Origin of the sequence: Aeromonas jandaei (genome assembly GCF_037890695.1) — a bacterium.
GTDB classification, from domain to species: Bacteria; Pseudomonadota; Gammaproteobacteria; order Enterobacterales; family Aeromonadaceae; genus Aeromonas; species Aeromonas jandaei.
The window spans coordinates 1181399-1187500 of record NZ_CP149571.1; the positions used below are offsets into that span (position 1 = coordinate 1181399).

At 59.7% G+C, this 6102-nt stretch carries 6 protein-coding genes (1 of these 6 running past the window's edge); 5 read left to right on the forward strand and 1 reads right to left on the reverse strand.

Features of this window, described 5'->3' with window-relative positions:
• The first annotated feature begins 79 nt into the window (after positions 1–79).
• The 4 genes from WE862_RS05755 to WE862_RS05770 all read left to right on the forward strand — a co-directional run bounded on the left by WE862_RS05755 (position 80) and on the right by WE862_RS05770 (position 3457).
• Entirely contained in the window at positions 80–991 is a 912-nt protein-coding gene (locus WE862_RS05755) for a cation diffusion facilitator family transporter (RefSeq protein WP_041210793.1), read from the forward strand.
• An 8-nt stretch (positions 992–999) separates the two neighbouring features.
• On the forward strand, positions 1000–1779 hold the full coding sequence (gene cysE / locus WE862_RS05760) for a serine O-acetyltransferase (RefSeq protein WP_042030401.1): 780 nt from the start codon (positions 1000–1002) through the stop codon (positions 1777–1779).
• A 20-nt stretch (positions 1780–1799) separates the two neighbouring features.
• The gene (locus tag WE862_RS05765) at positions 1800–3080 is read left to right on the forward strand and encodes a hypothetical protein (RefSeq protein WP_042030402.1); all 1281 of its coding nucleotides are present in this window, start codon (positions 1800–1802) and stop codon (positions 3078–3080) included.
• Positions 3081–3247: 167 nt separating this feature from the next.
• The gene (locus WE862_RS05770; RefSeq protein WP_033113622.1) at positions 3248–3457 is read left to right on the forward strand and encodes a cell division protein ZapB; all 210 of its coding nucleotides are present in this window, start codon (positions 3248–3250) and stop codon (positions 3455–3457) included.
• A gap of 72 nt (positions 3458–3529) precedes the next feature.
• Here the strand turns inward: WE862_RS05770 and elbB are convergent, their stop codons facing one another.
• Positions 3530–4180 (reverse strand): isoprenoid biosynthesis glyoxalase ElbB, encoded by a 651-nt coding sequence (gene elbB, locus WE862_RS05775; RefSeq protein ID WP_042030409.1) that lies wholly within the window; start codon positions 4178–4180, stop codon positions 3530–3532.
• Between the two features lie 400 nt (positions 4181–4580).
• On the opposite strand from elbB, the gene polA reads away from it, so the two are divergent.
• A protein-coding gene (gene polA, locus WE862_RS05780; protein WP_042030404.1) for a DNA polymerase I crosses the window boundary here: on the forward strand, positions 4581–6102 show its 5' portion. The gene runs 1232 nt beyond the window's last position; 1522 of the gene's 2754 nt are visible here — the first part of the coding sequence; the start codon lies at positions 4581–4583; its stop codon lies off the right edge, out of view.

A 6102-nucleotide genomic window follows, 5' to 3' on the forward strand; every position in this document is an offset into this window, starting at 1 on the left:
TTATTCCGCAGATTTTCGCGCCAAACTGACGCCGGGGTCAGGGTATAATAAGTTTTTCATCGCCAGAGGAAAGCCGGTTTTGAGCCATCAACAATATTCCCGTTGGGTTACCTTTGCCAGCATGGCGGCCGTCACGACCGCCACCCTGCTCATCATCGGCAAACTGATCGCCTGGCTGATGACAGATTCATCAACCTTGCTGGCATCCCTGACTGACTCCTTTATGGATGTGAGCGCCTCCATCATCAACCTGCTGGCCATCCGTTATGCGCTGGCCCCTGCCGATGACGAGCACCGCTTCGGTCACGGCAAGGCCGAGTCGCTGGCCGGACTCATCCAGTCGGCCTTTATCTCGGGTTCCGCTTTGCTGCTGGTGATGCACGGCATCTCGTCGCTGCTCAAGCAGGCACCTATCGAGCGGCTGGAGGCGGGCCTCTGGGTCAGTGGTGGCTCCATCGTGCTGACCCTGCTGCTGGTCAGCTTCCAGAGCTTTGTCATTCGCAAGACCAACAGCGTCGCCATCAAGGCCGACATGCTGCACTACCGCTCTGATCTGCTGCTCAACGCCGGGGTGCTGCTGGCGCTGGTGTTGGCAGGACAGGGGTGGTACTGGGCCGACGGCCTGTTTGCCATCCTGATCGGTCTGTTCCTGCTGTGGGGGGCGTTGCATATTGGTTACGAATCGGTGCAGGCGCTGCTCGATCGTCAGTTGCCAGCCGAAGAACAAGCGAGAATAATGGCCCTCTGCTGCGCCGTCGAAGGGGTTCACGGCGTCCACGATCTGCGCACCCGCCAGTCGGGGCCGACCCGCTTTGTGCAGCTGCACCTGGAGCTGGATGACCAGATCCCTCTGGTCAAGGCCCATCAAATCGCCGATGAAGCCGAGCTGGCCGTGCGCCAGGCTTTCGAGCGAATGGACGTAATTATCCACATGGACCCCATCTCGGTGCTGACAAAAGAACAACAGAGCCCTCACCCTGAACAACAGTAGGCTGCAACATGGATGATCTGGTTGCCAAAACCTGGCAGAAAATTCAGCAAGAAGCAGAGTGCATGGCGGCCCAGGAGCCGATGCTGGCCAGCTTCTTCCACTCCACCATTCTCAATCACAAGAATTTGCGCTCGGCCCTCAGCTTCCAGCTGGCCAACAAGCTCGACAGCGCCACCATGCCCGCCATCGCCCTGCGCGAGGTGATCGAGCTGGCGCTGCGCAGCGAGCCGGAGCTGCTGGCTGTGGTTGCCGCCGACATCTGTGCCGTACAGGATCGCGATCCGGCGGTTGACCTCTTCTCCACTCCGCTGCTCTACCTCAAGGGGTTCCATGCCCTGCAGGGCTATCGGGTCGCCAACTGGCTGTGGCGTCAGGGGCGCCGCTCGCTGGCACTCTACCTGCAGAACCAGATCTCGGTGGTATTCGGGGTCGATGTGCATCCGGCAGCCCGCATCGGCAAGGGGATCATGTTTGACCACGCCACCGGCATAGTGGTAGGCGAGACGGCGGTCATTGAAGATGACGTCTCCATCCTGCAGAGCGTGACCCTCGGTGGTACCGGCAAGGAGAGCGGCGATCGCCATCCCAAGATCCGCGAAGGGGTGATGATAGGGGCGGGCGCCAAGGTGCTCGGCAATATCGAAGTGGGCATGGGCGCCAAAATTGGCGCCGGCAGCGTGGTGATCAACCCGGTGCCACCCCATACCACAGTCGCTGGCGTACCCGCCAAAATCGTCGGCCGTCCGGAGTGCGACAAGCCTTCGCTGGATATGGATCAGTGCCTCTGATCTCCCGGCCGGAGTAGTCGATGGCCAAACGCTGGTCGGGTTATCTGATCCTGGGGATGTGGCTGCTTAACCTGCTGCATCTCTATCTGGGGTTCTCTCCCTGGCCGGCGGCCATCGCGGCCTGGGCCGCTTCCCTGCTCACCTGGCCCTGGCTGGCCGGCGCAGCCAGACGGCAGGCGCTGGCACTTTACGGTGCTGCGTTTGTGCTGTTGCTTTTCTCCTGGTGGCGGGGTGCCAGCTTCAGTGCAGATGCCTGGCTGCTGTCCAACATCAATATGCTCACCATGTTTGCTGCGGTGAGCACCCTCAATCTCGCTACCTCGGGTCTCTTGACCGGTACCACTTCGTGGCAAGGGCGCAAGGGGCTGTGGAGCACCATGGCCAGCCTCAATCTGCTGGGGGCTGTCATCAACCTCTCGGTGCTTTTTATCATCGGCGATCGGCTGGAACGTAACGGTACCCTTGAGCGACGTCAGGTGCTGGTGCTGAGCCGCATCTTCTGCGTCGCCGCTTTCTGGTCCCCCTTCTTTGTCGCCATGGCGGTGGCACTCACTTACGCACCAGGCCTCAAGCTGTCGAACATCTTGCCGTTTGGCGTGGTGGCGACCCTGCTGGCAATGACGATAACGGCCTGGCAGGTGGAGCGGATCGGAGTGGCGGATTTTGCCGGCTATCCACTGCGGCTGCAGACCTTGGGGCTGCCGATCACCCTGGCCGGGCTGGTGCTGCTCATCAAGCAGATCTGGCCAGATCTCGGCATCATGGCCGTTATCGCGCTGGTGGCACCCTTGCTGGCGCTGCTGTTTATGCCGCATATCGGCCGCAAGGCCGCGCTCAAAAGGCAGGTGGTGGAGCGCTTTCCTGCCATCGGTGGTCAACTGGTGCTGTTTCTGGGGGCAGGCCTGCTGGCTGCCGGCATCAACAGCGCCGTGTCGGTCATCGATCTCGGTGGCGGGCACGGTTTGCCGCTGTTCAACCACTTCGGCTGGTTGGAGGCATCTCTCGCACTCTTGCTGATCCTGCTGGTCGCCATCGTCGGAGTACACCCGCTCATCAGTATCTCCGGACTGGCGCCGCTGCTCTGGCCTCTGTCACCGGATCCCAGCCTGCTCGGCATGTGTTTTCTGCTGGGGTGGGGGATTGCCACGGGCACCAGCCCGCTCTCCGGATCCAATCTGGCGCTGGCCTCCCGTTACAACCTGAGTGCTGCCGCCATCTTGCGTGGCAACCTGCTCTATGGCCTGCTGATGTACGGGGTTGGTTGCCTGCTGATGGGGTGCTATATCGCTCTTCACCGGTGAGCTGCGCAGGATGCGAGAAAAATAGACGCATATTTAGACAATACCTCTGTGGAAGAGGCATTTTGCAGCGCACTGGCTTGTTTGTGCCGATAGGCTCGGGGTATGCTGGCTCCACGCGCTTGAATCGCCCTCTGTGGGGCATCGCAATTGAACAAACAGGTATGCATATGTCACTAGAAGTCCTTGAGCAACTCGAATCCAAAGTACAATCCGCCGTCGACAACATCTCCCTGCTGAAGATGGAACTGGACGATCTGAAAGAGCAGAACACCAAGCTGCAAGACGAGAACCATCAGCTGCGCAACGAGCACGCTGCATGGCAGGAGCGTCTGCGTGCTCTGCTGGGCAAGATGGATCAGATGGGCGAAAGCATCTGATCGGTCGCTATCCGCGAGAATTGAAAACGGGCCGCTCCATGAGCGGCCCGTTTGTTTTGGTCGGCCGGGAAATCAGAGTGCCAGCAGCTGTTTGACGGTTTTCTCGATGCCGTCTGCCGCTTCTACGATATTGCTGGCCAGCATGTAGGCAGGAGTAGAGATCACCTTGCGCTCCTGATCCACCACAAACTCGTTGACCGGACAGTTGAGGTGGCTGCCGCCCATCGCTTCGATGGCGTTGGCGGTGCCTTCGTCATGGCCTATGGTGGCCAGGGTGCCGGCGCCGTAGATGAGCGGGATCATGGCCGGAGCGATGCAGATGTAGGCGGCCGGTTTGTTGGCATTGGCAAAGCTCTGGCACGCCTTCATCACATCAGGCTGGATTTGGCACTCCGCCCCCTTGATGGCGAAGTCGCACAGGTTCTTGGCTGCGCCAAAACCGCCGGGTACCAGCAGGGCGTCATAATCGGCCGCATCCAGCTCGGCCACATCCTTTATCTGGCCGCGGCAGATACGCGCCGCTTCGACCAGCACATTACGGCTCTCTCCCTCGCTCACTTCACCGGTCAGGTGGTTGATCACATGGAGCTGCGTGACATTCGGAGCGAAGCACTGCACGGTAGCACCCTGGCGTGCCAGTGCCAGCAAGCTGATGACGGCTTCATGAATTTCTGCGCCGTCAAAGACACCGCAGCCACTCAAAATCACGGCCACTTTTTTCATGGCAAACTCCTTGTTGTTGAAAATGTGAGCCAAGATGGATTGTTGTACTTTTGTATGGTTATCGCTCGCCATCCGCTGGTCAAGTCATCTTGCTGTGCTAGGATTGTCTCGTTTCGGATCCTGCCGTACCTACTCCCTTAAATTTTTTTCCACATTGATCGAGATCATCCTCATGGTCTAGCGATCGGTTTTTGTGATCTCAATATATTGTTATATATGTATTTTTTGTTTTTTATCCACAGGTCTATCACTGTGGTTTTTCCGCGACTCCATTTTTGAGCACAGAGTTATCCACAGAACTGAGGCTTGTGTGGCTCTTTCTGTCGGGTCTCTGCCCCCCTTGGTGTGAGGGGGCCCCTGTGGCATCCTAGCGGCTGTTTATCTCTGGCAGGACGATTTCATGGCCCCTAGCAATCCCCTTATTCTGGTCGACGGCTCCTCTTATCTTTACCGCGCCTTCTTTGCCTCCCAGCAGGCCGATCTGCGCACCTCGACCGGTTTGCCGAGCGGCGCCGTCCGTGTCATGGCCAACATGATGCGCAGCCTGCGCAAGCAGTACCCCGACTGCCATGTGGCCGTGGTGTTCGATGCCAAGGGTAAGACCTTCCGCGACGACATCTATCCCGAATACAAGGCCAACCGGGCCAGCATGCCGGATGATCTGCGCAGCCAGGTTGCCCCCATCCACCAGATGATCAAGGCGATGGGTTTCCCCTTCCTGATGGTGGAAGGGGTAGAAGCGGACGATGTGATCGGCACTCTGGCCCGTCAGGCGACCGAGAAGCAGCTGCCGGTGCTGATCAGCACCGGCGACAAGGACATGGCGCAGCTGGTCTCCGACCATGTCACTCTGATCGACACCATGAAGGACGTGAAGACCGATCGAGAAGGGGTGATCGAGAAGTTCGGCGTACCCCCAGAGCTCATCATCGACTATCTGGCCCTGATGGGGGACAAGGTGGACAACATCCCCGGCATGACCGGCGTTGGCGAGAAGACCGCACTGGCCTTGCTGCAGGGGATCGGCAGTATCGACGAGATCGCCGCCAACCTCGACAAGGTGGCTGCGCTCGGTTTCCGTGGCTCCAAGGCGTTCGCCGACAAGTTCCGCGAGCAGGAAGAGCAGGTGCGCCTCTCCTATGTGCTGGCCACCATCAAGACCGACGTGGCGCTGGAGCAGAGTCTGGAAGAGCTGCAGCTCGGCCCCATCGACAAGGAGGCTCTGCTGGCGGTCTATCGCGAGTACGAGCTGCGCAACCTGATCAAAGAGCTGGAATCCGGAGGCGCTGATGAGAGCGAAGCCGAAGGTGATGATGAGGGTGCCGCCCCGGTAGCCGCCATCGAGACCGACTATCGCTGCATTCTGGACGAGGCCGAATTCGACGACTGGCTGGCCCGTCTGCAGGCGGCGCCGCTGTTTGCCTTCGACACCGAGACCACCAGTCTCGACTATATGGAAGCGCGGGTCGTTGGCGTCTCCTTTGCCATCGAGCCGGGCAAGGCGGCCTACGTCCCCTTCGACCACGACTATCTGGGGGCGCCGGTGCAGCTGACCGAGGCCGTGGTACTCGGCAAGCTCAAGCCGCTGCTGGAAGATCCGACCCGCCTCAAGGTGGGGCAGAACCTCAAGTACGACCGCAACGTGCTGCTCAATCACGGCATCGAGCTGCAGGGTATCGCCTACGACACCATGCTCGAGTCCTATGTGCTCAACTCCACTGCCAGCCGTCACGACATGGATTCACTGGCTCGCAGGTATCTGAACGCCGAGACCATCTCGTTCGAAGAGATCGCCGGCAAGGGGGTCAAGCAGCTCACCTTCAACCAGATTGAACTGGAGCAGGCGGCTCCTTACGCGGCGGAAGATGCCGACATCACCCTGCGTCTGCATCAGGCGCTGTGGGGCAAGCTCTCTGCAGAGC

What these genes read in the sequence shown, in the direction of transcription:
- cysE (WP_042030401.1), top strand. Translation starts at nt 1,000, where the DNA reads ATGGATGATCTGGTTGCCAAAACCTGGCAGAAAATTCAGCAAGAAGCA.
- WE862_RS05765 (WP_042030402.1), top strand. Translation starts at nt 1,800, where the DNA reads ATGGCCAAACGCTGGTCGGGTTATCTGATCCTGGGGATGTGGCTGCTT.
- WE862_RS05770 (WP_033113622.1), top strand. Translation starts at nt 3,248, where the DNA reads ATGTCACTAGAAGTCCTTGAGCAACTCGAATCCAAAGTACAATCCGCC.
- elbB (WP_042030409.1), bottom strand. Translation starts at nt 4,180, where the DNA reads ATGAAAAAAGTGGCCGTGATTTTGAGTGGCTGCGGTGTCTTTGACGGC.